Annotated in this window: 23 protein-coding genes; 10 read left to right on the forward strand and 13 right to left on the reverse strand. The window is 35.1% G+C overall.

The features are described from left to right. Positions 1-60 precede the first annotated feature (60 nt). Both ACPF63_RS01080 and ACPF63_RS01085 read right to left on the reverse strand, forming a co-directional pair. Positions 61-1,245 carry an oxygenase MpaB family protein gene (locus tag ACPF63_RS01080; protein ID WP_426481694.1) on the reverse strand — a complete coding sequence of 395 codons (1,185 nt, stop codon included), beginning with the start codon at positions 1,243-1,245 and terminating at the stop codon, positions 61-63. A gap of 78 nt (positions 1,246-1,323) precedes the next feature. Next, the gene (locus ACPF63_RS01085; protein ID WP_426481695.1) at positions 1,324-2,124 is read right to left on the reverse strand and encodes a response regulator transcription factor; all 801 of its coding nucleotides are present in this window, start codon (positions 2,122-2,124) and stop codon (positions 1,324-1,326) included. Positions 2,125-2,267: 143 nt separating this feature from the next. On the opposite strand from ACPF63_RS01085, the gene ACPF63_RS01090 reads away from it, so the two are divergent. After that, on the forward strand, positions 2,268-4,124 hold the full coding sequence (locus ACPF63_RS01090) for a hypothetical protein (protein WP_426481696.1): 1,857 nt from the start codon (positions 2,268-2,270) through the stop codon (positions 4,122-4,124). 72 nt (positions 4,125-4,196) lie between these two features. Here the strand turns inward: ACPF63_RS01090 and gap are convergent, their stop codons facing one another. The 4 genes from gap to ACPF63_RS01110 form a co-directional block, all read right to left on the reverse strand. Next, positions 4,197-5,201 carry a type I glyceraldehyde-3-phosphate dehydrogenase gene (gene gap / locus ACPF63_RS01095; RefSeq protein ID WP_047386314.1) on the reverse strand — a complete coding sequence of 335 codons (1,005 nt, stop codon included), beginning with the start codon at positions 5,199-5,201 and terminating at the stop codon, positions 4,197-4,199. Between the two features lie 32 nt (positions 5,202-5,233). Then, a complete protein-coding gene (pfkA, locus tag ACPF63_RS01100) occupies positions 5,234-6,220 on the reverse strand; it encodes a 6-phosphofructokinase (protein WP_149387061.1) in 987 nt (328 codons plus the stop codon). Positions 6,221-6,303: 83 nt separating this feature from the next. After that, entirely contained in the window at positions 6,304-7,182 is an 879-nt protein-coding gene (locus ACPF63_RS01105) for a DUF4846 domain-containing protein (protein ID WP_426481697.1), read from the reverse strand. A gap of 71 nt (positions 7,183-7,253) precedes the next feature. Then, the gene (locus ACPF63_RS01110) at positions 7,254-7,595 is read right to left on the reverse strand and encodes a winged helix-turn-helix transcriptional regulator (protein ID WP_426481698.1); all 342 of its coding nucleotides are present in this window, start codon (positions 7,593-7,595) and stop codon (positions 7,254-7,256) included. A gap of 96 nt (positions 7,596-7,691) precedes the next feature. Between ACPF63_RS01110 and ACPF63_RS01115 the strand changes: the two genes are divergently transcribed. Next, complete coding sequence (locus ACPF63_RS01115; RefSeq protein WP_426481699.1) at positions 7,692-8,492, forward strand: DNA alkylation repair protein; 801 nt, start codon at positions 7,692-7,694, stop codon at positions 8,490-8,492. A gap of 402 nt (positions 8,493-8,894) precedes the next feature. Here the strand turns inward: ACPF63_RS01115 and ACPF63_RS01120 are convergent, their stop codons facing one another. Next, positions 8,895-9,653 carry a TIGR03915 family putative DNA repair protein gene (locus tag ACPF63_RS01120; protein ID WP_426481700.1) on the reverse strand — a complete coding sequence of 253 codons (759 nt, stop codon included), beginning with the start codon at positions 9,651-9,653 and terminating at the stop codon, positions 8,895-8,897. 164 nt (positions 9,654-9,817) lie between these two features. Beyond that, positions 9,818-11,077 (reverse strand): putative DNA modification/repair radical SAM protein, encoded by a 1,260-nt coding sequence (locus tag ACPF63_RS01125; RefSeq protein ID WP_426481701.1) that lies wholly within the window; start codon positions 11,075-11,077, stop codon positions 9,818-9,820. A gap of 156 nt (positions 11,078-11,233) precedes the next feature. Here ACPF63_RS01125 and ACPF63_RS01130 point away from each other — a divergent pair, with 156 nt between their 5' ends. The 6 genes from ACPF63_RS01130 to sucC all read left to right on the forward strand — a co-directional run bounded on the left by ACPF63_RS01130 (position 11,234) and on the right by sucC (position 17,614). Next, positions 11,234-12,562 (forward strand): hydroxymethylglutaryl-CoA reductase, degradative, encoded by a 1,329-nt coding sequence (locus ACPF63_RS01130; RefSeq protein ID WP_426481702.1) that lies wholly within the window; start codon positions 11,234-11,236, stop codon positions 12,560-12,562. A gap of 166 nt (positions 12,563-12,728) precedes the next feature. Then, positions 12,729-13,799 (forward strand): hypothetical protein, encoded by a 1,071-nt coding sequence (locus tag ACPF63_RS01135; protein ID WP_426481703.1) that lies wholly within the window; start codon positions 12,729-12,731, stop codon positions 13,797-13,799. A gap of 1 nt (position 13,800) precedes the next feature. Beyond that, positions 13,801-14,187, forward strand: coding sequence for a DUF423 domain-containing protein (locus ACPF63_RS01140; RefSeq protein WP_426481704.1), 387 nt, complete (start codon positions 13,801-13,803; stop codon positions 14,185-14,187). A gap of 69 nt (positions 14,188-14,256) precedes the next feature. After that, positions 14,257-14,943: a hypothetical protein gene (locus tag ACPF63_RS01145; RefSeq protein ID WP_426481705.1), complete on the forward strand. Its 687-nt coding sequence runs from the start codon at positions 14,257-14,259 to the stop codon at positions 14,941-14,943. Between the two features lie 71 nt (positions 14,944-15,014). Beyond that, complete coding sequence (locus ACPF63_RS01150; RefSeq protein ID WP_426481706.1) at positions 15,015-16,292, forward strand: chloride channel protein; 1,278 nt, start codon at positions 15,015-15,017, stop codon at positions 16,290-16,292. A gap of 131 nt (positions 16,293-16,423) precedes the next feature. Next, positions 16,424-17,614: an ADP-forming succinate--CoA ligase subunit beta gene (gene sucC, locus ACPF63_RS01155; RefSeq protein WP_047386334.1), complete on the forward strand. Its 1,191-nt coding sequence runs from the start codon at positions 16,424-16,426 to the stop codon at positions 17,612-17,614. Positions 17,615-17,708: 94 nt separating this feature from the next. On the opposite strand, the gene ACPF63_RS01160 is transcribed toward sucC, so the two are convergent. Both ACPF63_RS01160 and ACPF63_RS01165 read right to left on the reverse strand, forming a co-directional pair. Then, a complete protein-coding gene (locus ACPF63_RS01160; protein ID WP_426481707.1) occupies positions 17,709-18,170 on the reverse strand; it encodes a hypothetical protein in 462 nt (153 codons plus the stop codon). A 548-nt stretch (positions 18,171-18,718) separates the two neighbouring features. Beyond that, the gene (locus ACPF63_RS01165) at positions 18,719-19,603 is read right to left on the reverse strand and encodes a mechanosensitive ion channel family protein (protein ID WP_426481708.1); all 885 of its coding nucleotides are present in this window, start codon (positions 19,601-19,603) and stop codon (positions 18,719-18,721) included. A gap of 94 nt (positions 19,604-19,697) precedes the next feature. Between ACPF63_RS01165 and ACPF63_RS01170 the strand changes: the two genes are divergently transcribed. After that, positions 19,698-20,333 carry a peroxiredoxin gene (locus tag ACPF63_RS01170; protein WP_426481709.1) on the forward strand — a complete coding sequence of 212 codons (636 nt, stop codon included), beginning with the start codon at positions 19,698-19,700 and terminating at the stop codon, positions 20,331-20,333. Positions 20,334-20,440: 107 nt separating this feature from the next. Here ACPF63_RS01170 and ACPF63_RS01175 read toward each other — a convergent pair whose 3' ends face one another. The 3 genes from ACPF63_RS01175 to ACPF63_RS01185 form a co-directional block, all read right to left on the reverse strand. Beyond that, a complete protein-coding gene (locus ACPF63_RS01175; protein WP_426481710.1) occupies positions 20,441-21,034 on the reverse strand; it encodes a hypothetical protein in 594 nt (197 codons plus the stop codon). 256 nt (positions 21,035-21,290) lie between these two features. Then, on the reverse strand, positions 21,291-21,806 hold the full coding sequence (locus ACPF63_RS01180; RefSeq protein WP_047386348.1) for a membrane protein: 516 nt from the start codon (positions 21,804-21,806) through the stop codon (positions 21,291-21,293). 96 nt (positions 21,807-21,902) lie between these two features. Next, positions 21,903-24,140, reverse strand: coding sequence for a TonB-dependent siderophore receptor (locus tag ACPF63_RS01185; protein ID WP_426481711.1), 2,238 nt, complete (start codon positions 24,138-24,140; stop codon positions 21,903-21,905). 181 nt (positions 24,141-24,321) lie between these two features. Here ACPF63_RS01185 and ACPF63_RS01190 point away from each other — a divergent pair, with 181 nt between their 5' ends. Then, positions 24,322-25,377 (forward strand): Gfo/Idh/MocA family oxidoreductase, encoded by a 1,056-nt coding sequence (locus ACPF63_RS01190; RefSeq protein ID WP_426481712.1) that lies wholly within the window; start codon positions 24,322-24,324, stop codon positions 25,375-25,377. Positions 25,378-25,517 lie beyond the last annotated feature (140 nt).

The following is a 25,517-nucleotide window of genomic DNA, read 5'->3' on the forward strand; positions in this document are numbered from 1 at the left end:
GGCTTTCAATTTTTATTTTAAATAACTTCCAGCTTTTGATTTCCTTCAAAAATAAAGTTTTTAATGAAAATTTGAATTTTTGGTGATATTCAGATAATCTTCCAGTACTTTCATCTGATCCTTATTTCCTCTTTTTATTCTGGCATCGCGGCTTACGATTCTGTCATAAATCTTGTTGAAAAGTATCTTTGATTTTGGAAACAGACTTTTGTTGGAAACTTCCGGGATCTGCAGTCTTTTGCAGACTTCATCATCCAGCAGAAACCAGGTACAGCAGACGTGGAGATATTTTAAATTTTTCCTTTGAAACTCAAATTTTAAAATAGGATTTTCCAAAGATTCATTCAGCAGAGAGTGGGCAAGGAGTACAGAATCTTTATCGGAAGGAGGCTGAACAGATGTCCATAAATAAAAATATTCAGTAGCTTGCTTTTTGTTGTCAGGGAGAAGCTGTTCCGGAATGCCTAAAAGATAGCCTACATATTTCCACAGATGAAAAATTCCCTGTTCTTCTTCAATGGAAAAACTATTTCCCAATTTTTGAAGACTGTGAAGAAAGACAAGACTAAAACCAATATACGTTGCCATCATATCCCAGGAATTGATTGGCTCACCCCAGTTTTCGGTATCCCAGTCTTTATAATGTTTTTTTATGGAAAGTCTCGCATAGGAATGGATCAAACGGGTTTTTATAGCAAATTCATACCCTTTTGCATGAACTTCCAGCGCATTGTATCGGGTAGCATTTACCCAGAAATCCAATGTTTCCGAAAGACGTTTTACCGCACCCTTTTTTAATGCTTCTGTGACAATAAGGGGTTTGTTGAGGTAAGCGTAGTCGTAACCGCCGATCAGACAATAATCCCTCAACGAGATCAGAGAGTCTAGATTGCTTCTCATGCAGAGTTCAGCACCGCTTTTCAGTAAATTGTAATCAAGCCATTCCGGGACTTTTTGAGTTTGGGTGAAAAGCTTTTTTACACTTTCAGGAACAGAATCTGTTTCCGAAACTCCATTTCTGATGTATTGCTCAATTTCTCTGGATGCCTCATGAAATTTTTTAGTAAAATACACATCTCTTACAACCTCATCACCGACCTCATCAACATGATGAAAAAAAGGAGCGAATTTCTCGAATTTTTCAAAACTCACTTCTGCTCCGGAAAACTCAATAAGCAGTTTTCCGTTCCCACTTTCCCAGAAATCTCTGAAATGAGGAGCATCTTTATATCGTGGTTGTATCATGTTCATTCCTTTACCTATAAAAGTACAAGTTTTATGCTGAAGTTTTATGGTGAGATTTGTCAGGCTTCGATAAAGATTTTAGAGATATCCCCATTCAAAAGTTTTCTTGATGAGTTCGGAGCTGTTTCTGCAATCAGATTTTCTTAAAATATTTTTTCTGTGGGTACGCACGGTTTCTTCTGAAATATTCAGCAGATAGGATATTTCTCCTGTGGAATTACCTTTTGCGATACAGTTGATAATCTCGACCTCTCTTTTAGTGAAAATGACTGGAGTAGATTCATGAGGCTTACCATGTTCCATCCATTGCATCTGGTGAAAATCTTCCCGTCCGTTGATTCCGCAGACTAATACAACATAAGAATTTTGATGAGTGATATGTTCAATATTGGTATGAATATTAACAGCCTGCAAAAGCCTGCCGTTTTCATCTTTATAAGTGTGTAAAGCCTGATGATGAAACAGTTCATAATTGCCTTTTGAGGTTCTCATTCTGAAACAGTAGCTGGTTTTCAGTTCCTGCTGATAATCAAAACCGTCTATTTCTTTTATTTTTTCTATAGAAATTCTTTCTGCTTCCATTACAAATTCCAGATCATCGGGATGGATGAGGTCTATAATTTCTTTCAGATGTACAGGATATTTATTGAGGCCATGTATTGCTAAAATATCTTCATCGTGATTACAAGTGATGGTGCTGTCTGCAAAATTGATTACATAATAGTAGAATTTTCCGGGAGCAAAAATTTGTCCGATTATGTTTTCAATGGAGGGAACGGGTAGTATTCTGTTGCTATTCTGTAAAATTTCAGGATAGTCATTCCAGACCTTAATGAGAGGATGAGGCCTTTTTGCATGAGTTAAGTGTTTTTTCTTCATTGGTTAATGTTTTCTTAAAAATAATAAAATTATGTTAAATAAAATCACCCTTTTGTGGTATTTCGTGTGGTAGTAAAGTATTGTAGTTTTAAATAAAAACTAATGACCATTTCAAAAAACTTTAATCTGAAAAATAAATAGCCATGAAAACAAAAATTTATCTTTTTCTTGTTGTTATCTACCCACTTTTATTTTGGGGACAAAAACAAAATGAAATTCAACCGGTAGCTAAAGAAAAATTACCAAAGGTATATATAGCTCCTAAGACTGAATTTGTTACATATGATCTTAAGAAAGGAAAGTATAAAAAAGATACTGTAAAAAAGAAGTCAAGTATGTATATTGATTCAACACAGCATATTATTTACGATTTTCAAATAGGAGACTATTCGAAAGATATTCATAAAATAAGAGCACATACACCTGTTGTTTTTAAAATAAAGAATGTTAACCCATTTGTTTATAAGATAACAATTACCCCAAAAGATTCTATAGTTGGCGAATCTAAATTTGATAAAGAATTTATGAATTTTTTTACTGAAAAAGAATTACAAAAAGGTGAAGACAAACTTTCTCAGGAACAGACTGATGCTAGCAATAATGCTCCTAAGCAGGCAGAGGTAATTGTAAATAATGATTTGAAAGGTAATTCTACCGAGAAAAAAGAAAATGGAAAGGCAATTTCTGCAATCGGACAAAATCAGATATTAAATCAAGAAAATCAGAAATCAAAAAACGCTATGGTAATGGCTTTAAGTCAATTAGATTCTTTTGGAATCGATATACTGCGTAAAAATAAAATATCAGTTGCAGAAAGAATTCTAGAAGTAAAGAAAAGTAATGATACCGTTTCTGTAGAGCGTTTAGGGAAGTTAGTTTCTGTATACAACGAAAATAAAAGCAAAATTGAGGATAATAATTCCAAAATAAAAAGTAATGAAGGTCTTATTAATGAAAAGACTAAAGAGTACCAAATTTTATTAGAAGATTTCAACAAAAAATATAAAAATTTTATTGGTGATTGTCGCTACATTTTCGGGTTATTACGTATTACAAAAAAGGTAAATACGATTTCGGAAATACCTGATCTTGATTCGTTAAAATATATAAGAGATTATCAAGCACAAATACAAGCAAGTTCAAAAGAATTATTATCTGGAATAATGCAAATTGATGAATATAAAAAAAGTTTTTCGGAGTTGAGTGATGCATATGTGAAACTAGTAACCATGAATAATTTGGATCTTATTATGGAAAAAAGTGGTATAGATAAAATTCTTTCTTATCCAAAATTTCAGAAAGAAAAGGCAGATCAGCTTAATATGTGGTTTGTGAAATATCATTCTGATGAAGTTATAAAGCAAGCATTTTCAATAACAACTCAATTAGAAAATTTAGAAAACTATACTGTAAAGTCAGAGCCTTTTCAGCCCGAGAATGATATGGTTGAATTTAAGATTAATATTGAACCTCGAGATAAGACTAAACCTCCCAAAAATGATAAATCAAGAAAGTTCACATATAGACAACCAATTTATGGTGGAACCCGTGTAGATTTTAGTTTGGGATTAGCAGCTGCCTATTACGGAAATGTTTCTCGTTATGAAATAGGTCTTGATAATAAACTTACAACTTATGAAAAGAAGTTTGTTTCTTCGTCACTTGTTGGGATGGTTACCATGAGTTATAGAAGAACGGGTTATATAGCCTATGGAGGAAGTGCAGGAATGGGTTTAGATGTTGTTGGTGGTAAAATACAAATATCAAATTTTTTCATTGGACCAACAATGTTGATTGGTAAAAAAGATAGGATATTTTTCACTTTGGGTGCATCATTAAAAAATGTAAGAGAATTGAAAGATGGTTATTTAGGTCTTCAAGTGCCTGCAGCCGATGATTTAACATCTTATTCTAGAGATAAATATAGAGTGGGTATATTTGCATCACTCACCTACAGTCTTACAAGGGATGCAAGAGCATTAATAAAAAATCTGCGATAGCTAAATACTATAATATAAAACCTTCCCATCGGGAAGGTTTTATATTACTAATTACTTATCGCTCATTACTTATTATAAAGAAGCAGCGTGTACAAGCATATCTACTAACTTGTTAGAGTAACCCATTTCGTTGTCATACCAAGAAACAAGTTTCACGAAGTTTGGAGAAAGCATGATACCAGCATCTTTGTCGAAGATAGAAGTTCTCTTATCTCCTACGAAGTCCTGAGATACTACTGCATCTTCAGTATATCCAAGGATCCCTTTCAATTCACCTTCAGAAGCAGCTTTGATTACTGAACAGATGTCTTCATAAGAAGCAGCTTTTTCAATTCTCACTGTTAAATCTACTACAGAAACGTCAACAGTTGGTACTCTGAAAGACATACCTGTTAATTTTCCGTTTAGTGAAGGAATTACTTTTCCTACTGCTTTAGCAGCACCTGTAGAAGAAGGGATGATGTTGTTTAGTGCAGCTCTACCACCTCTCCAGTCTTTTACTGAAGGGCCGTCAACAGTTTTCTGAGTAGCTGTTGTAGCATGTACAGTTGTCATTAAACCTTCTACGATTCCGAAGTTATCGTGGATCACTTTAGCTAAAGGAGCTAAACAGTTTGTAGTACAAGAAGCGTTTGATAAAATTTTGATATCATCAGTAAGTTCCTTGTGGTTTACACCCATTACGAACATTGGAGTATCATCTTTAGAAGGAGCAGAAAGGATTACTTTCTTTGCACCTGCATTGATGTGAGCCTGAGCAGTATCTTTAGATAAGAAAAGACCTGTAGATTCTACGATATAGTCAGCACCAATTTCATTCCACTTTAGGTTGTTAGGATCTCTTTCAGCAGTTACTCTGATTCTTTTCCCGTTTACTACAAGATCATTTCCTTCTACAGAAACTTCACCTGGGAAAATACCGTGTACAGAGTCATATTTTAACATGTAAGCCATGTATTCTGCATTAATAAGGTCATTGATTCCTACAACTTCAATGTTGTCTCTTTCAGTCATTGCTCTGAAAACAAGACGTCCAATTCTACCAAAACCGTTGATACCTACTTTAATTGTTGACATAATAGTTTGTTTTTATTAGATTATAAAAATAATTAGATTGCTAAAATTTTTGAAATCAGTAAAAGATCTTCATTGATTTCGTTATGTTTTTTAATGGCTTCTTCAATAGGCGTATACGTCAGATCGTTGGAACGCATTCCTGCCATTACATTGCTTTGTCCTTCCATTAATCCTGTTACAGCACCATAGCCTAATCTGCTTGCCAAAACTCTGTCTGCACAGCTTGGAGAACCTCCTCTTTGCATGTGTCCCAAAATTGCTACACGAATGTCATAATCAGGGAATGTCTGTTTTGTTTTTTCGGCAAGTTCATACACATTGGCTAGTTTTTCACCTTCTGCAACCACCACAATGCTTGATGCTTTTCCTGTTTTTTCTGCATCTCTGAATTTCGCGAAAAGTTCATCAATACTGTCTTTTTTCTCAGGAATTAAAATATCTAAAGCTCCCGTTGCCAATCCACTGTTTAACGCGATAAAACCAGCATCACGCCCCATAACTTCTACAAAGAAAACTCTGTTGTGAGAAGTTGCAGTATCACGGATTTTATCAATGGCATCCATGGCAGTATTCAAAGCAGTGTCGTATCCGATGGTATTATCTGTTCCGAAAATATCGTTGTCGATCGTTCCCGGGATACCGATTACTCTGATTCCGAATTCTTCATTAAAGATTTTTGCACCGGTGAAAGTTCCGTCTCCACCAATACAAACCAATCCGTCTATTCCAAGCTTTACGCAATTGTCATAAGCTTTCTGACGGCCTTCTTTTGTTCTGAATTCAGCGGATCTGGCAGACTTTAGAATTGTTCCACCCTGGTTGATTATATTTTTTACGGAACGGGCTCCCATTTTCAGGAAATCATTATTGATAAGACCGTTGTAGCCTTCTCTCACCCCGTAGCATTCGATATTATAGTAATTGGCGGTTCTTACTACCGCTCTTAACGCCGCATTCATACCCGGAGAGTCACCTCCTGAAGTAAGAACTGCAATTTTTTTTACAGCACTCTCTTTCATCAAGAAAAAAATTTCGAACACAAATTTACAAAAACAAGTTCAGATTATCGTAGTAACTTTCCAATAGTTTTGAATATAAATTATTAAAAGCTTCTGAAGTTTGTAGGTTTAAAAAAATATCGTGCAGTTTTAGTTTCCTGAGCATCGATATCCAGGTCATACCAGGGCGTAAAATAGAGGTTAAAAGGATTGGAGAGTACATGAATAGACTGTGCCGGCGTAAATCCTTCACTCAATAAAAACAATCTTTTCCCTTCCTTATTGCGGCAGACACCGGAAATAAAAACAATATGTCCCGGACTTCCCGGTGTGATCAGAATATCTCCGGTTTTAAGATCTGAATTTTTTGTTACAGGTTTTGTTTCTTTATGTAATGAAATCGTTCCCGCATAATTAAAGATCAGATCCAGATAATTTCTGAAACTCTGATAAGAGTCATCAAAAGCCGCAGTTTTTCTGAAACTGACCGAATTTCCACTGACAAATGCTCTCGTCCCGTTTTTGTAGTCATTCCAGCTGAGAAGATCACCACTGGTAAAATGAAATCTGATCTCATCAAATTTTTTCGATTTATAAAGATATTCAGCCCTCATACGGATTGCCGCATCAGCACATTGCTGCAAGTCTTTATTTCCTGTATCAATATCAAAAACGGCTTCATGAAGATGCTGGGTAGAAATAGGAGTCCCGTCATATTTTAAAATTTGACTGGCATAAGGTTTCAGCTTAAAATTTTCAATAAAATATCCGAAAGAATCCGGTTTTTCTTCACTCCATTCATAGCCTTCAGGAGGAGAAAATCTTTCACGGATGGTATTTTTATCCTTATGGATTTTTAAAGCATTTTCTGCGATTAAATGTTCGTTCTTATCCGGTTCAGGCAGTAAGCGGTCTGATAACTTTTCTTTTGTACAACCTGTGAGAAGCAAAAATCCTGTGATTCCAGTGATAATCTTTTTCATGTGTTTTTAGTGAACACAAATATCATTTTTTTTCGCAGATCTGCCAATATATAATCTGAAAATCTGTTAGTTTAATGGCCTTTTTTCTCCGGAATCAACAATTTTCCCCAATCATTCAATTGCCAGAGGATTTCCACCAGCTTTTCGCCAAGTTCTGTTAAAGTGTATTCAACCCTTGGGGGAAGTTCATTATAAGACTGTTTCGTCAGAATACCGTCTTCTACCATCTCCATCAATTGCTGATTCAAAACTCTTCGGTCCACTTTAGCGATACCGCGCAGAAATTCACTCGGACGTTTTTTTCCTTCATTGATCTGCCACACAATAGGAATTTTCCATTTTCCACTGATGGTATTAACGGCTACTTCCAACGGACAAATTTTATTTTCTTCAGCTCTTTCCTTTGTTTCCATAAAATTGACTTTTTTATCCCTATGGGTGAAAAATATGCGGTATTGCTTTTGTCCGGTTAGTTTCAGACTTTTGTAAAGATAATCATTAAAAACAGCATGTCAGAAAAACGAAAAGGAGCCCGTTCCATTAAAGATATTCCACCGGATATTCTGGAACAGCTGAATCGGGGAGAAATTGAAACCGCCAATCTTACAGAATGGCTGGCAGTAGATCAAAGGCTCTTGTTGGAGAATTTACTTCAGCAGAATAACCGGATTGACTATTTAAAACCTGTTTTAGAAAATGTAGATCAACTGAAAAAGCAAACCGTCAACACTGTTAACGAAACTATTGGAGTTGGGCTTTTAAATTTAACCATGAGAAATAATGATGACGAATTTTTGTTTGGACTCTCCACACATCCGGCAGATCTCGTGCGTTGCTGGGCAGCTTATACCATTGGAAGAAACAATGACTTGAAACTTAAAGAAAAATTAAAAAGCATCCAGTCTTTCGCTTCTGATTCCCATTTTGGAGTGAGAGAGATCTGCTGGATGACTGTGCGTCCGGATATCTCAAAAAATCTTGATGAAAGTATATCTATTTTATCAGAATGGACTCAGCATAACAATGAAAATGTAAGACGTTTTGCCAGTGAATCTACCCGGCCGAGAGGAGTCTGGTGTGAACATATTGATGCTCTAAAACAAAATCCGGGACTAGGCCTTGAAATTTTAGAACCTTTACGATCAGATTCATCCCGATACGTACAGGATAGTGTCGGCAATTGGCTTAATGATGCCAGCAAATCACAACCTGAGTTTGTAGTGGAAATCTGTGATGAATGGCTTCGGGAAAGTTTCACAAAAGAAACCCAGTACATCGTAAAGAAAGCCTTGCGGACTATCAAAAAGTAAAAGTTATCCACAAATTAGAAATGTTGATTCTGTTTATTAATACGTAGGACACAGATTTACATAGGTTTATATACTCTTTTTATATTCCCTTTCTTCTTTGGGAATGACTTTGTTTACTCAATTTTCACATAAAAATTGATGTTGAAATATTTTCAATGTTAACTATATGTTAATTAAAAAAAGTTATCCACAATATGAGTTTTCGATTAATGTGGATTCTATCTGTCACTAAATTAATAATTTAAATAAAATAAAAAAATGAAGACCTGAAATACAGTTTTTTCTTTGCCGGAAAAAAAAAGTTATCCACAATATGGAATTATTGAGCTTGATTTGAGCTCATATGATAAGGATTCAAGATAAACTTATCTGTAAAAATCGCATTACCTGCTGCCGATTATGTTACCATTTTTCAGTCAAATATTTCCAGTATCTTTTCGGAACATGCTGAATATGCAGTTTCATATTCTTTCGTTCCACAATATTGGTTTTTGTAAAATAACGCTGCCAAAGAGTTTGGTAATTTTTCTCTTCATCATGGAATTTCTGCTGATAATTATTGAAATCAATTCTTTCTTCAGGATAGAAAAAGTCACAGGTATCCAGATCATAAAGAATTCCGTAGTTTCTTCTCAGATCATAGATCATCCATTTCTGATCCTGATACCGGTCATTAAAATGTTTTCGGATTAACGGAAGAACATTGAAGTCGGGATCTATTTTAGAGAAGAAAACATCATCTTTCATCTTTTCAAAGCGGACAAAAGCTGTCATTCTATGTCTTTCCCTGTCTACAGATTTCCCGATTTTAGAAATTTTTAAAATATCAGAATCTGCAAAATTTTCAAGAATATTTTCTTCCGGATGCTTGATAGATTGCCTTACAGCAGATAAGATGAGGTTTTCAAGATCGGGTTCCTCTGATAAAAAAACTTTTAAAAGCTTATGGACGCCCACTTTCCCGATATTCTGTTCCAATTTGTTGAGAACCCGCTCAGATTTTTCCGTTTGAGTAATAACTTCATGAATTTCCGCAAAAATATTTTCCTGATGAAAACGCTCTCTACTGGCAATTTCTACCTCTTTATAACGATATTCGAAAACTTCAAATATCGCGGTGAAAAGACCATCGAAACTTCCATCATAGAGTAGGGTTGTCATATATTTAACTTAAAATTAAATTTAGTTGGCTTGTCATTCTGAACGATATAAAATGAAGTAAAGAATCTGGTTACTGAAGAGATTCTTCCTTCGTCAGAATGACAACAATGTTTATTATAAATTTGTGGCATTTCGTGAAAATATTGGTGTGATTTGTGTTGAAATCAAAATAAACTCAACTGTTGTGAGAATTGACTGTGAAACTTTGATGAGCTTCCACTTATCAACAGTTTTCTGAAGTTTTTATCTGTTAAATACCTTAAGTATGCGTTACCTGCATTGAAATCAATAAAATATTTTGCGCGGTTTACAGCTGCTCCTAATTTTTTTAAATGATCCATGGTTAAAATCTGAAAACGTCTTGCACTGATGATTTTTTGAGCCGTTTTTACTCCAATTCCCGGAATTCTTAAGATGATTTGGTAGTCGGCAGTCTGAAGGTTAACAGGAAACTGGTCCAGATTCCGCAATGCCCAGCTTAATTTTGGATCTACTTCCAGGTCGAGAAAAGGAATATTCGGATCTAAAATCTCTTCTGCTTTAAAACCATAAAATCTCATCAGCCAGTCAGACTGATACAATCGGTTTTCACGAAGCATAGGAACTTCGGTTGTTAAAGAAGGTAACCGCTGATCTTCCAGAACCGGAACATATCCTGAATAATAAACCCTTTTCAGATTAAAATTTTTATAAAAATGATCGGCAACTTTAATGATCTGGAGGTCGTTTTCATTGGTTGCTCCTACAATCATCTGGGTAGACTGCCCTGCAGGAGCAAATTTGGGAACTTTCTTTAAGACTTTCTTTTCATCCTGATATTGGGTAATTCCTTTCTGAATATACCGCATTGGGTTGATCATATCTTGTCTGTTCTTTTCAGGAGCCAATAGCTTTAATCCACTTTCTGTAGGGATTTCAATGTTTACTGATAAACGATCTGCGTACAGAGCCGCTTCCTGCATCAGATCATCACTCGCTCCAGGAATAGATTTCAGATGAATATAACCGTTAAAGTTTTCTTCGAGGCGCAGCTTTTTGGCTACTCTCACCAGACGTTCCATTGTTGTGTCTGCATTTTTGAATATTCCTGAACTCAGAAATAGACCTTCAATATTGTTTCTGCGATAAAAATTGATAGTAAGATCTACTACTTCTTCTACTGTAAAAGCTGCTCTTTTGATATCATTTGAACTTCTGGAAACACAGTACGCACAATCATAAATACAATGATTGGTAAGGAGAACTTTAAGCAGAGAAACACATCGTCCGTCTTCCGTATAAGTGTGGCAGATTCCACTTGCGGAACTGTCTCCTAAAGCTCCTTTTTTATTCTTTCTGGAGCCACCGCTGGATGAACATGAAACATCATATTTCGCTGCATCAGCAAGGATTTCCAGTTTTTCTTTAAGACGGTCAAAATTCATATTTTTAAATGATTGATATGTTTTGTATCTGAATTGTATTTAAACTTTGTTCAAATTTAGTTCCAAAATTGATAAAATTCAATCTTTTTTCATAGAAGTTATCAACAAAAAAGAGCCTCAAAATCATTATATTTACGGCTCATTAAAGTTTATATCATGAATCATAAACCGATCGAAGGTTTTTCCAAGCTTCCAAAGCAGGGGAAAATCGACTGGCTCGTAAACGAATACCTTGAAGGAAACCAGGAATATCAAAATATACTAAAACAATATTGGAATGATGATACAGATCTTCAGAAGCTTCACGATGAGTTTTCTGAAAATACCATCTCCAATTTTTATATGCCTTACGGAATTGCTCCGAACTTTTTGATCGACGGAAAATTGTTGGCACTTCCAATGGCTGTTGAAGAAAGTTCAGTAGTAGCGGCCGCTTCCAAAGCTGCGAAATTCTGGATCGATAAAGGAGGTTTTAAAACAACGATTATCAACACTGAAAAACTGGGCCACACCCATTTTATTTTTGATGTTGAACCTCACAAATTACTGCATTTCTTTAATTTCAGTTTAAAGAAAAAATTACTTGAAGCGACAGAAGATATCACGGCGAACATGAGAAGACGCGGTGGTGGTATTTTAAATATCAATCTGGTGGATAAAACTGCAGAAATGCCTAATTACTACCAGCTGAAAGCAAGTTTTGATACCGTGGATTCAATGGGAGCTAACTTTATCAACTCATGTCTTGAGCAGTTTGGGAAAACTTTGAGACAGGAAGTGGCAACCAGCGAGGACTTCACTCAGGAAGAAAAGAATTCACTGCAGATTGTGATGAATATCCTTTCCAACTTTACGCCTGACTGTATCGTGAGAGCTGAGGTTTCCTGTAAAATGGAAGATTTAAAAGATGACAGCGGAATTTCTCCTGAAGAATTCGCTTCTAAATTCAAACAGGCAGTCACTATCGCAGAAATTGAACCTTACCGTGCAACAACTCACAATAAAGGAGTAATGAATGGGGTAGATGCTGTTGTAATCGCTACCGGAAATGATTTCAGAGCAACAGAAGCCTGTGCACATGCTTATGCTGCAAGAGACGGACAATACAGATCTTTGACACACTGTACAACAGACAACGGAGTATTCAGATTCTGGATTGATCTTCCTATTTCTGTAGGAGTTGTAGGAGGACTTACGAATCTTCACCCTTTGGTAAAATTCTCGTTAGCACTTCTTGGAAAACCTTCTGCACAGGAACTGATGAGTATTCTGGCAGTTTCAGGTCTTGCACAGAACTTTGGGGCATTGCGTTCTCTGGTAACTACAGGAATTCAGAAAGGTCATATGAAAATGCACTTATTAAATATTCTGAACCAGTTGGGAGCTACGGAAGAAGAAAAGCAGCACTTTGTAACGTATTTCAAAGATAAGACAGTGAGCCACCATGAGGTGATCAATGAATTTAACAGGATGAGAGAAAACTAATGTTACAGATCATTTTGCCCATTGTATTCCTTCTTTTTGGATTCTTTTTAAAGAAAACAAATCATGAAGGTTTCAGAAGCTCCAAGAGATTTGCCAATATGTTTATCATACTGGGAATTTCTACATTGGTTGCTAAGTTTATTCTAATGTACCTAAAATCGAAATAGTGAAAAAGAGTATTGTATTTTTCTTACTGATTTCCGGGTTAAGTTTTTCGCAACAGCAAAAAGTGAAAATAAGTAATCTGCAGCCGAAAACTGAAAACGCTGTTTTTCCGGTTGTTTCTTATCCTGAAAATCCGAGAGTAGAAAATAAAATCAATACATTTCTGCAGGTAGATCAGCTGGAATATGTTCCCGGATCTGGCGGTAATCCTTTTAAACTGGCTTCTACAGCAACAAATTCCTATTCAAACTATGTTTATTTTTATAGTTGGGATAAGATTGAGACTCCTAAAAATATTCTGAGTATTGCAATAGATGGTGAAGCTTCAGGAGCATATCCGGAAGAGTTTACAGACTGGAAAAATTTCGATCTGAGAACCGGAAACTATATCAACCCTGAAGATTTATTTCAAGCAGAGAGCTTTAAAACCATCAATGGTTTAATTCAAAAGAGAATTCAAAAAAGAGTTGGTGATTTTTTAAACCAACTGAAATCCGAAAAAAATCCTTCGGAAGAAACTCAGGATCAAATTGCTCTGTATGAAGATTGTTTCATGGAGTATACTTTGAACGGCATCAAATATTTTTTCGGAAAGGATAAACTTACTTTTGTAGCAGGTAGATGTTCTAATCATGCGATGAGGGCATTGGATGATCTGGGAAGCCACGAAATAGAATTTACTTATAAAGAGCTTGACAAATATTGGAGTTCCTATGCAAAAAACTTGATTTCCGGTTCTGAAAAACTTAACAAAACAAGTCCTGGCAATAAATTGTTTAAAGGAAAAATTGATGGTAAATATCCCATTACAGTTCTGATTAACGGAATCAATGAAGATGATTCGTTTTCAGCAATGTACTGGTATGATAAGAATAAAAAACCTATCAATTGGAGAGGAGAATTTACCCATGATCATTTTTCTATCACAGAAGATGATTATCATAGCGAGGAACTGAAGGAATGGATTCCAAGAGCTTTGATAGAAGCCGATTTGAAAGGAAATAAAATCATAGGAACTTGGCAAGATTATAAGACAAAGAAATATTTAACCTTAGAATTAGAAGAGTTATAAAATGAAAACAATTACTTTAGTTTTTGGAGCGGTTTACGGAATGGTGTCTGTGATCCTGGGTGCATTTGGAGCGCACGCTTTAAAGAAAATATTGGCTGTGGAAAGACTGGAAAGTTTTGAAACAGGAGTAAGGTATCAGATGTACGCAGCCTTTTTTCTGCTGATCATCGGGTATATCTTAAAATTTGAAACTTCTGCTGAAAAATGGACTTCCATTTTAATGATTGCAGGAACACTGTTGTTCTCAGTGAGTATCTATTTCCTGAGTATGCAGGATTATTTGGGAATGAATCTTAAATTCTTAGGACCCATCACTCCGCTTGGAGGTCTGATGATGATCTTAAGTTGGGGAATGCTGATTGTTTATTTTGCAAAGAATAGAGTTTAATCTTGCAATTCAGGTAAAAAAAGTAGATCTGCAATATATTATGTAGATTGCTTATCGAAAAATCAAACCATGAATCATCACTTTTTATTGTTTTTTATTACGTTCATTATCTCTTCTTTAAGTATTCAAAAAATAAACGCTCAGGAAAAGAAAAAATTAATGAATAGAGCTGTTTTAACAGAAGTAAAAAATATACAAATGCGTTTTTCTGATAGTATTTATCAGTATGATTACAAAAAAGATTCTGCTTTATATCGTCAAAAGTACCGTGTTTTTTATGGTGAAAAAATAAATAACCTGAAAAATCTGTACCAAAGCATTTATGACAAAGAGGTGATCGTCGGAAAAGTTGATCCAAATATTTCATTTAAAACAACAAGCGGAATACAGATTGAAAAGAATGTGCCTCCAACAGGAATCACCTCTCCGGAAGAAGTAAAAAATACATCTATTGATATTGCCGAGGTTGAAAATTATCAACAGCTTGCCGAGTTGAAAAAACGGTTGACGCTTGATTTTCCCATTTATTTAATGGAAGATTTTTACGGAGAAAACTATCATTGTAAACTGAATTTTATCATTGATGTGGATGGGAAGTTCAAAAAAGTAAAATATAGTGAATCATCTGATACAGAATTCAGTATCATTAGTGCATTGTTCCTGTATGCAATCGGAGGCTTGGAAAAGCCTTTGCTTTATAACAAAAAACCGATTGTACAAACCTTTGCGCAGCCCATCATATTAAAATTCAAATAAATACATGTCAAAACTGCAATAATCAGTAAAGACAAATGATGAAATTCTTTCACTATTTAAAATAAATTAAAATGAAAATCAATAGAAGAAGACGGTTAATACGAACATTCAATCTCTTAGATCAACCCATCAGATTCAATCCGTTTGTATTCAGCCGTACTTTTTTTATGTGGGCTGTTACAGGCCTTGTAGGTGGTATTATTGCCGGAGGATATTGGATCGTATTGGAACATTTCACTGAATTCCTGGCCGAATTTCAAGGCTGGCAGGTGATTCCGACAATGGCAATCTGCGGGTTATTGGCTGGGTTAGTGATTCATTTTATCGGTGATCCGGGAGAAATTCATTTGATCGTTAATAACATCAGATTCAATAAGGGAAAACTGGAACCAAAGAATAATCCTTCGATGATTCTTTCCTCTTTGTTTTGTGTAGCTTCAGGAGGCAGTTTGGGACCGGAAGCTCCATTGGTACAGGTAACTGGTTCTACAGGAACCTGGCTGGGGAAAATTTTCAGATTAAAAGGTGAAGAACTGCGTTCTTTGAGTATTGCCGGGATGGCTTCTGGTTTTACCGCATTATTTGGTGCACCGCTTGGAGGAAGTCTTTTTTCCCTGGAAATCCTGCATCATAAACATGCCGTAGAATATTATAAAGCCATTATTCCTGCGTTGGTAGCAAGCTGTTTCAGTTATCTGATGTTTGCTTTGATTATCCATTTAGGAATCGGGGCAACCTGGGATCTGAAAGCGTATCATTATACAGGAGTATATGATTTTCTATATGCTGCACTATTCGGAATTGTGGGAACATTTTTTGGATGGATTTTCATTTTTGTAGTCAAATTTTTCAAGAAAGTTTTCGAATACAGAGCGTTCCCAATATATATTAAAACATTAGTAGGAGGAATTATTTTAGGAATCATTGCCTATAATTTCCCTATTACAAGATACTTTGGACATAACGAGATCAATCAGCTGATCGGTGGCAATTTCGGATTGAATTTTTTAATCCTGATTTTGGTTTTTAAAATACTGGCTATTGCCATTACGGTAACTTCAGGATGGAGAGGAGGATTTATCATTCCGCTGTTCTTTGTAGGAACAACATTGGGACTCATTATTCATAATTTATTTCCAGCTGTAGATACCACATTAGCAATTGTAAGCTGCATGGCAGCAATCAATGCGTGTGTAACAAGAACACCGATGAGTACTACCATTATCTTAGGAACACTTACCGGGTTTACTTATTTTGTACCAATATTATTTGCGAGTCTTACAGGATATTTTCTGGCTCCAAGAATTCCGTTCATCGGATCACAATCTGAGAAATTAGTGGAAGAATAAAGGAAATTTGAATGATATGTTAAAAATCAAGTCGATCAGACTTTAATTTTTAAGTCAATAAACTTGAACTTCCATGTCTTTTTAGTAAATTTGTCAACCTTTAAATATTAAAATAAAATAATAAAAATAATATGAATCTTCACGAGTATCAATCAAAAGAGATTTTATCAAAGTATGGAGTAGCTATCCAACGTGGTTTCGTTGCAAACAACGTAGAAGAAGCTGTAGCAGCTGCTGAAAAATTGACTGCTGAAACCGGAGCACAGGCTTGGGTTGTAAAAGCGCAGATTCACGCAGGTGGTCGTGGTAAAGGTGGGGGTGTTAAGTTTTCTCCAAATATGGATAAACTTAAAGAGAACGCTCAGAATATCATCGGAATGCAGTTGGTAACTCCTCAAACTTCTGCTGAAGGTAAAAAAGTACACTCTGTTTTGGTTGCAGAAGATGTTTATTATCCGGGAGAATCTGAAACTAAAGAATTTTATGTTTCTATTCTTTTAGATAGAGCTGAAGGAAAAAATACAATCGTATATTCTACTGAAGGTGGTATGGATATTGAGCACGTTGCAGAAGTAACTCCTCATTTGATCCACAATGAACTTATTGATCCGGCTATCGGTCTTCAAGGATTCCAGGCTAGAAAAATTGCTTTCAATCTAGGTCTTGAAGGAAATGCATTCAAAGAATTTGTGAAATTTATTTCATCTCTTTACAATGCTTATACAGGAATTGATGCTTCTCTTTTCGAAATCAACCCGGTATTAAAAACTTCTGATAACAAGATTATCGCTGTAGATGCTAAAGTAACTTTAGATGACAACTCATTGTTCCGTCACAAAGATTTAGCTGAACTTAGAGATACAAGAGAAGAAGATCCAATGGATGTAGAAGCTGGTGAAGCTGGTCTTAACTTCGTAAAACTAGATGGTAACGTTGCTTGTATGGTAAACGGAGCTGGTCTTGCAATGGCAACTATGGATATCATCAAATTGTCAGGTGGTAACCCTGCAAACTTCCTTGACGTAGGAGGTACTGCTGATGCTCAGAGAGTACAGACTGCTTTCGGAATCATCTTAAGAGATCCAAACGTAAAAGCTATTTTGATCAACATCTTCGGAGGTATTGTAAGATGTGACAGAGTTGCTCAGGGAGTTGTAGATGCTTACAAAGCGATGGGTAGCCTTCCGGTTCCATTGATCGTAAGATTACAAGGGACTAACGCTGTAGAAGCTAAAAAATTAATTGACGAGTCTGGTCTTCCGGTACACTCTGCAATTACTTTAGAAGAAGCTGCAAACAAAGTAAAAGAAGTTTTAGCTTAATCTGAAACTTTCAAATAAATAGAAAACCGTTCCATTTTTGGAACGGTTTTTTTTGTTATTATTTTGAGGGTCTGACCGTTGAAATAATATGATTTTATTTATTGAATTCCTCCAGATGGTAAAGATCCAGAACATTGGGTGCAATTTTTAAGTCCGGCCTGAAAATCAAGATTCCTTTTACAAAATTTTTGAGTAACAGATTACCATTGGTAATCACTGTATCAATATTTAAATTGACAGTTTTTCGGGTGGCTTTCTTTAATGCAGGCTCAAAGAGATGAATGCATAAACTAGGAGCAGATTCATCATACTCAGTCAATAACACATCATATTTCCCCGATTCCGGGTTTGAATGAAGCTCAGCATAGGTTATGAAATATAAAATGTCCCGGTTGCAGTAATGGTGAATTCCTTTTTCATCAACAATAATATGGATAGTTGTATTTTTGGAATTTTTCTGAAAAAGCATCCAGACACAAAAACTTAGGATTGCCATAAAAAGGACAATTAAAACAATCTTTATTCCTACAGAGATTTCTTTTGCATTTATTACCATTACAGCCATTATTATAACGGATAAAGGGGTCAAAATTAAAAAAGATCTGCCAATTATCTTAATCAATAAAGCAAGCCCTTTTGAAGTTTTTGATTCAATAGGTAGGAATGAATTGGATTGTGATGACATTATTTTGTGGATTAAGATCTTATATAAAAGTAAGAAATTATGTAATAACAATTTGGATCTAAAAAGGATAGAATACATAGCCTAATTCAACCAGTGAATCAATATAAAAACATTTATCCTTGTTTTCAGTAGAAAGGGATGCTTCATTGGTTATTGATGCTTTTATATTTCCAAACCTTATAGATTTCTGAAACATGTAAAGTATTCAATTTTATCGCAGATAAAATCCTGGCGCCTTACAACACAAAGAAAAAATATTTTGCGTCTTTGCGATTTCCAACCTCTTACAAAGCATCCTTAAAAAAGACTACTTCATTTTTTGAAGCAGTCTTTTTAAGCTTATCGGTTTTCAAAAACTATAAGGTTTCAAATTTTATAAAGAATTAAAAGGAATAAACATCATTATATTATAGTTATCCTTATTTATCCTGACTTTCATGCAAATTATTCTCCCCGTTGGTAATACTGATACTCGTAGGCGTTACCAGCTGAACTTTATCCACATCAAAACGCTCTTTAATCCCTAAATAAGCCTTACTTCTTACCTGAGCCAGGTTAGCACCCACTTTTATCCAGAACTTCACCTGAAGATTAAATGCACCTTGTTTCAGATCTGTAAAGATGACCTCTATGGTGTCTAGCTTATCCACATTGTCAAGATTTTTAATCACATCCAGAATTCCTTTCTGTGCTATACTGATATCTTCATCAGCAGGAATTTCAAAGTTTAAAATAATCCTGCGCTGTGGGGAAGCGGTAATATTATAAAACGGAGCATTGAAAACAACCTGATTGGGAATATAAGCCTTCTTCCCGTCATCAGTAAGAATTTTGGTCGTTAAAAAACCGATTTCCTGTACCGTTCCTGAATGCGCCCCAATCGTAATATAATCACCTACTTTATATGCTTTGTCAATTCCAATCAGCATTCCGGAGAAAATACTGGATACAAGATCTTTCAGGGCAACCCCGGCAATAACCCCTGCAACTCCCAGACTTCCGATAAACTTCCAGAGAAAGCCACTGAAACCCATTATTTCAAGGGCAATAAAAGTTCCCATCAGCATGATCAGGAATCTGAAGATACTGATTAAAGTAACTAATGAACTCTCTTTTTTGCTCTTCGGGAAGAATTTGTGGAAGAGTTTTACGGCTATCTGGCTTAAATATTTGCTGGTGATCAGGAAAAATGTAAAGACTAAAATTCCGACAATAAGTTTGGGGGTAAGCTCAGCAAATGTCACATACCAGTTTTCCAATACTTTATAAACAAGATCTACATACCTGAGTCCGGTCTTCTCCATGAATAAAATTTTAATTAAAGATATAAATTTTCATCAAAAAATTTGCCAGTTCCAAAAAGTCTACTAAATTTGTAGACTACAAAAGAAACGCATTATGTCAATTAAACTAGGAGATACGGCACCCAACTTTCAGGCAGAGTCATCTTTAGGTGATATCAATTTCTATAATTATCTGGGAGATTCCTGGGGGATTTTGTTTTCACATCCTGCAGATTATACCCCGGTATGCACTACAGAGTTGGGATATACTGCAAAATTGCAGTCTGAATTTGCTGCCAGAGGAACGAAAGTGATTGCTTTAAGTGTAGATGGAGTAGAGGATCATCAAAACTGGGTAAAAGATATTAATGAAACTCAGAATACCAATGTCCGGTTTCCTATTATTGCTGATAAAGACAGAAAAGTTTCAGAGCTGTATGATTTTATTCATCCTAATGCTTCGGTGACAGCTACTGTACGTTCTCTTTTGATTATTGATCCTTCCAAAAAAGTAAGACTAATTATTACCTATCCGGCCTCTACAGGAAGAAATTTTGACGAAATCCTTAGAGTGCTGGATTCTCTACAATTGGTAGATAATTATCGCGTAGCGACTCCTGTTAATTGGGAAAATGGAGAAGATGTCATTGTTCCGCCAACGATTTCTACAGAAGAAGCAAGGAAGATATTCCCAAAAGGAGTGACGGAAATAAAACCCTATTTACGATACACGCCACAACCCAATACATGATTTTATTTGATTTTTTATAGTTTAGTTTTAATTTGTACGAAAAGCGCCCCGGAATTTTATTCCGGGGCGCTTTCATTTTATAATTAATTTATAAGTAAATCAATTGATTACTTTACTTCATTGATTGCTTGTTTAGCCTTAGAAGTTGGTAAATAAATACTAAATCCTAGGTTAAAAGTAATATTAGATGTTAAACCTTGATTTCCGAAACCTGTAACACCTGCATATTTTACTAAACCTTCTAGACCAATATTTGGAGTGATAAAGTAAGAATAACCCGGTCCTGCACCAAAATCAAGTCCTGTTGTAGAGTTACCTCCTTGGCTGATAGAATAACCACCAACACCTACGTTACCTTCAAAAAACCATCTTCCGTGGTGTAATAAGTTATCAACACCTTTTTCTCCAGGAGAAAGATAATAACGGCCTAAAGCTCCTACGCCATAATCAAATCTTGTATTAGAAGTATTAGAAGATTTGCCAATACCTAAATTTACATATCCTCCCACAGCTACGTTGTCTTCAATGAAATAAGCTCCTTTTGGTTGTAGGTTAATTTGGTATCCACCACCTGTATTTAATCCAAAATTACTTGTTACCAAGCTGCTTCCTACCATCCAATTACCTTTCTGAATCTGAGCGTTTGCGGTTGCTGTTAAACCTGCTACGGCTAATATCCCTGTTAAAATAAGTTTTTTCATAATTTATTATTTTAATAATTAAATGTTTATTATTCACGTGTTATAGAAAAAACAATAAATGTGCCAGACTCTTAATTTTAGGTAATTTTTCTAAATAAACGTTAATATTATCAGGAAGTTATAATTCATCTTTTTAACATATTCGCTGAGGATTCCATAATGATAAAGAAAATAAAAGGTGGGTTTTAAAAAGAAAATGATAAAAAAGAATAATAATTTCAAGTGCTTTTTTCCTTTTGTTCAGTTTCCTGATTATTTAAACAAATAAAAGGATTATAGATATGATCAGTCCTGCAATAGTAAACTTGATTCCGCGTTTGAAAGCTTTGGTTTTAGGATTAAACATCCAGAAACTTGAAATTACAAAAAAGAAAAGAGAAACTCCGAAGAAAACACTTAGGGGAGATATAGCATCTTTTGACTGCGACTTGTGAAGAGAAACCATTTTATCTAATACGAAAGGTAATTCTTTCTTGGTATACTTTGCTTTTCCGGTTGCGCTGTCATAAGTTCCCTGTTTAAAATAAAGAACACTTCCTTCTGTTTTTTCCACCTCAAGACCTTTCATCTTCAGTTCTTTTTTTAGTTCTTTTTCAGAAAGATTGGCGGCAATATTCTTTTCATATTTCTTTTCGTTCTTCAGAAAATCGGTGTCTCTGTACACCAGAAGGATTCCACTTAATGAATACACTGCCATAATTCCGGCAAGGAAATATCCCAGGTAACGGTGCGTAATTCTCATGAAACTTCTTGTGTCTTTAATCTTATCCATATCTTATTGTTTTGTTTTTGTTTTAAAATTTCAAAAGTGGAAACTGCAAAAATGCAATTTCCACTTTTAATGAAAGAATTATTATAAAAAAGAATTCTAAAGTCTATATGTCAGCGTGAAATAGTAGTTTCTCGGAGTGATAGGATTCACTGAATAATTTTCGTGAACATTGTAGTTTTCGACATCAAACAGGTTGCCCACTTTCCCTTGGATTGAGAATTTTTTCCACTCATACCCTACAGATACCATTACGGTAGTGTAATCTTTTAAAGCAAATGATCTACTGATTCCATTACGCGCACCTAAGCCGGTAGAACCATTTTTAGTATCATTCCATCCAGCTAATCTATCACCGATGAAGTAAGCTCCTGCGCCTACTTTCAATCCCTTTGCAAAACGTGTGAATTTATAAAATACAGAAGCGTTAGCTGTTGTAGCTGGTGTTCTTACCAATCTTTGTTTCTCAACATATCCAAAACCGTCTGGTGTATCAAGATATACAGAGTTGTTGTAAGAGAATCCTCCAATAATGGATAAATTTTCTGTTGGATTTCCAGTGATATCCAATTCAACACCACGGCTTCTCATTTTTCCTGCGAATTCTTTATAGAATGAATCTGAATTCGCCTGCCCATTTGCTAATTGAGGTGCGGTTTGATAATAGTTATTGTAAACAATTTGATATGCTGTCAGGTTTACAGCTAAAGCATTATTCCAAAAATTCTTTTTTACTCCTGCTTCATATTGATCAATAGTAGTAGGCTTTAATGCTTGATCATAAATGTCTTTTCCAGTATTTTGAGCAAAAGAATTGGTGTAAGTTGCAAATACAGAAAGGTTATCATTTGGCATATATACTAAACCAGCTTTTGGAGAAAATGCTCTGTCTGATATAGCAGTGTTTTTTTGATCAACATCTCCAAGGTCGTTTGAAAATGTGTTTTTAGTATTAGTCATTGTTTCTAAATAAGACCATCTTAAACCAGCAATTACTTTAAACTGTTTGGTAAGGCTTATGAAATCCTGAATGTAAATACCAAATCTTTGTGTAGGAATTCTTGTTCTGTCTTTTAAAGAAGCATCAGGCATTTTTCCACTAGCCCAACTTGATGAATCATCTAAATAAAGGTTGTTATTAATGGGTGAAGTATTGCCATTAGTCCCATAAATAGTTGGATTGGTATAAGTGTAGTTATTTTGAACACCATAGTCTCCATCAGTACCAATTAAAACCTTATGATTGATTTTTCCGGTATTGAACTCTCCATTAATATTAACTTGTAATGAAGTGTAATTTTGTTCGTTAAATGTTTTATTTAAAGGTCTTTGCCAGAAAAGACGGTTCGTGTTCTTTTCATATCCCCATTGTACTCTTTCAGTAGAATAGTAGTCCTTAGTATAATTCTGATAAGAAGCTACAGTATTTAATGACCATTTTTCAGTAAACTGATGATTAAAAGTGATGTTGGTAGAAACTTGTTCTACATTTTGATATTGCCAGTCGGCTCCTAAGAAAGCATTTTTAGGGAGTAGGTCATTGATTTTATAGCTTCCATCAGGATTGGTGATGGATCCAAGACCGAAATCAGGAGTAAAATTATTCTTAAGATAATCAGCTTCAACGATCAATTGCGATTTTGGGCTTAAATTGAAAAGGAATGAAGGATTGAAGTAATATTTCTCTGATTCTACAACATCTCTGAAACTTTCAGCATGCTCATAAGCACCATTGATTCTGAATGCAATATTTTTTGATAAAGGACCATAGATATCAACAGTAGGTTTGTAAGAATTCCAGCTTCCACCGTTTAGCCCTACACTTCCACCAAAATTGAATTTAGGTTTTTTTGTAATCATATTGATAACACCGCCGGCAGCTGTATTACCAAAGAGCATCGCATTAGCTCCCTTTAAAACTTCTACTCTTTCCAGACCACTTACTTCAGGGAAAACACCGCTGTTTATTCTTGAACCATTCTTAAAAATATTATCATTTCCTAAAATGAAACCACGTCCACCAAAGCTATCCTGAGAATTTCCTCTGGATGAAGTGATATACAATCCATTTACATTTTGAAGAACATCACTCAATTGTTTTGCTTGTTGCTGCTCAATGATTTCATGGGTAACAATAGCAATAGGCTGTGGATTTTCCATTACCGTCAGGTTTGATTTTGTCGATAATGGTCTTGCCTGGTTAGGATTTCCTGTTTTGTGAAGATTAATATCCTCAATGGTCTGAGTTCTGATGGTGTCTGCTTCCGCATTTTTCATCTGTGAACTCGCTGAAACAGCGATAAATAGAAGACCTAAAGAAAGTAGTTGTCTTTTCATTTTATTTTTATGTAGAACAGTTTTAAATAAGGCGCAAATGTAAGTATTTGTTTAGAATAGATAAAAATAAATTTATGATTTAAATCATATTCTTGCAGCTGATGAGATGGATTATTTCTATACTTTTTTTAGACTGGAGAATAGAGAATTTTTTATGAATATATTTGTTAAAAATTATAATATGCAATTGGTAAAAGCAGGGCTTTGCGCCTTTGGAATGAGTGGAAAAGTATTCCATGCTCCCTTTTTAAAGGAACATCCGGGATTTTTTATATCTGCTGTAGTGGAAAGAAGCAAGGAAGAATCTAAAGAGAAATATCCTGAAGCAACCATTTACCGTTCTGTAGAGGAAATGCTTCAGCATGCAGATGTAGAGCTGGTTATCATCAATACTCCTGTCCAGACTCACTATGAATATGCCAAAAAAGCATTGGAAACCGGAAAAAATATTATTGTAGAAAAACCCTTTACTGTAAATGTTTCCGAAGCTGAAGAACTGGTGCAGTTGGCGGAAGAAAGAGGATTGTTTTTAAGTGTGTATCAAAACAGAAGATTCGACCGTGATTTCTTACAGGTTCAGAAGATTTTAAATGATGAAAAAATAGGGAATATTAAAGAAGCTGAAATTCGTTTTGACAGATTCCGTACAACGCCTAGTGGAAAACAGCATAAAGAAAGTCCGGACCAGGTAGGTTCAGGAACACTTCATGATCTGGGAGCACATCTTGTAGACCAGGCTGTACAGTATTTTGGATATCCTGAAAAACTTTTTGCAGATGTATTTTCTATGAAAGGAAAAGAATTCGCAAATGATTATTTCGAGATTCTGCTATTCTATAAAAATGATCTGAGAGTAAGACTAAAAACATCGGTTTTCAGTAAAGAAGGTCACTACGCATATACTATTCACGGCGATAGAGGAACTTTTTTACAGGAAAGAACAGATAATCAGGAAAATGAATTAGTAGCAGGTGCAATTCCTGTATATGGTAAAGAATGGACCCAGCCATTGAAAGAAACGGATGGAATTTTAAACCTCCTGAATGATCAATTAGAAACAGAAAGAAGCCTTACGTCCAGTGAAGCCGGAAATTATATGGATTATTATCAGCAAATCTATGAGCATATTGTGTTTGGATATGCTTTGCCATCTCCGGGAAGAGAAGTTATTCAGAATATGAAAATCATTGATGCTTCCCTGGAAAGTGCAAAAGAAGAAAGAGTAATTAAATTATAAATTATAAATTATAAATGAATTATGAATGAGTCAGAGCGTTTGAGATTTTTAGGGTTTGAGCGTAAATGGGTTGGAAACTTCTAATCACGACTGCTATCAACCTTGAACCTTAAACTTTGAACCTTAAATTCATTCATAAT

It is taken from the genome of Chryseobacterium sp. R2ACT005, from assembly GCF_049949215.1.
Taxonomy (GTDB): domain Bacteria; phylum Bacteroidota; class Bacteroidia; order Flavobacteriales; family Weeksellaceae; genus Chryseobacterium.